Here is a 1,087-nt window from a genome sequence, read left to right on the forward strand (position 1 = left end):
GCATAGCAAGTCAGGCCCCAGGGATCCGGGCGCATGAAAGCGGGCGACCGTTCGACGATCCTTCGGGAGTGAGGCTTAGGCAATGGCTGGGAATGAATGAGGAGGAATTCTACGACCCCTCCATGGTTGCGATTGTTCCCATGAGATTCTGCTTTCCAGGCCTAAGCCCCAGTGGAGGCGATTTGCCACCCCGCCGGGAGTGCGTGGAGGTTTGGCGGAGAAAGCTGTTTGCGCGCCTGCCGACCCTCGCATTGCTGCTAGTTGTCGGCGGATATGCGCATCGATGGCACTTTGGGTCAACGGTCGACGGAAAAGGCGTTAACGAGACAGTACGAGCCAGGCGCCAGATTTATCGAGCCGATCCTTCATTGCGCCGACTACCATTGCCGCACCCGGCGAAACGTCGCGGATCTGTCTATCGCACTGTTTTCAATGGCTGCACAGCCACCACCGTGGCACAAGCGAGCATCGATCAGGTGCGTAAATCCTTCGTCGATCGTTACACGTTGGCCGACACAGCAACGATGCCTCAAGATTTCGTTGGAGGGCCATCGCTACCCCGAGCTTCGGGCATGGCACGAGGCGACAGATGAAGTCGGTATATCTGTACGGTCGAGAAGAGAGTCTTTCGCCGCAGACGACCATGGCTAAGCCAGAGAAGAGCCATGCGCCGATAGCAAAGCAGTTTGGGTCTCATATCGAACCGGACAACGGTCTGTTGCCGGGGAAATCCAACCCGAGACCTCCCCTAATTCGCGGTAGCGATTAGCAACTGTAATTGCCTGATATCGACTTCTAATTTCCCCTGCCCGGGCCGCCTCCCTATTGTCCGAAGCGACGCTTGATCATCCCTTTTTCGCGGTACGGAGGACCTAATGAACGTCTATGCCAAGGGCATGCCGAATGAACTGTTGCGGCTGCAAAACATGCACAATGGCCAAAAGGTCGTCCCGACCTTCAGCGATGCCGAAATGGAGCGCCGGCAGGACGGCCTGCGCAAGATCCTGGCCGAGTTGAGGCTCGACGGCGCCATCCTCACCTCCTACCACAACATCTGCTATTTCTCGGATTTCCTGTATTGCTACTT

The 1,087-nt window shown here is 56.9% G+C and carries 1 protein-coding gene and 1 pseudogene; both read left to right on the forward strand.

What is annotated here, in order from left to right; translation table 11 throughout:
• Positions 1 to 2: 2 nt before the first annotated feature.
• A pseudogene (locus EOD07_RS35385) lies at positions 3 to 398 on the forward strand (uracil-DNA glycosylase family protein); the annotation flags it as partial.
• Positions 399 to 875: 477 nt separating this feature from the next.
• Positions 876 to 1,087: aminopeptidase P family N-terminal domain-containing protein (locus EOD07_RS35390; protein WP_348627802.1), on the forward strand; the 212-nt coding region annotated here is incomplete at its 3' end.

The organism is Mesorhizobium sp. M2C.T.Ca.TU.002.02.1.1, from assembly GCF_003997225.1.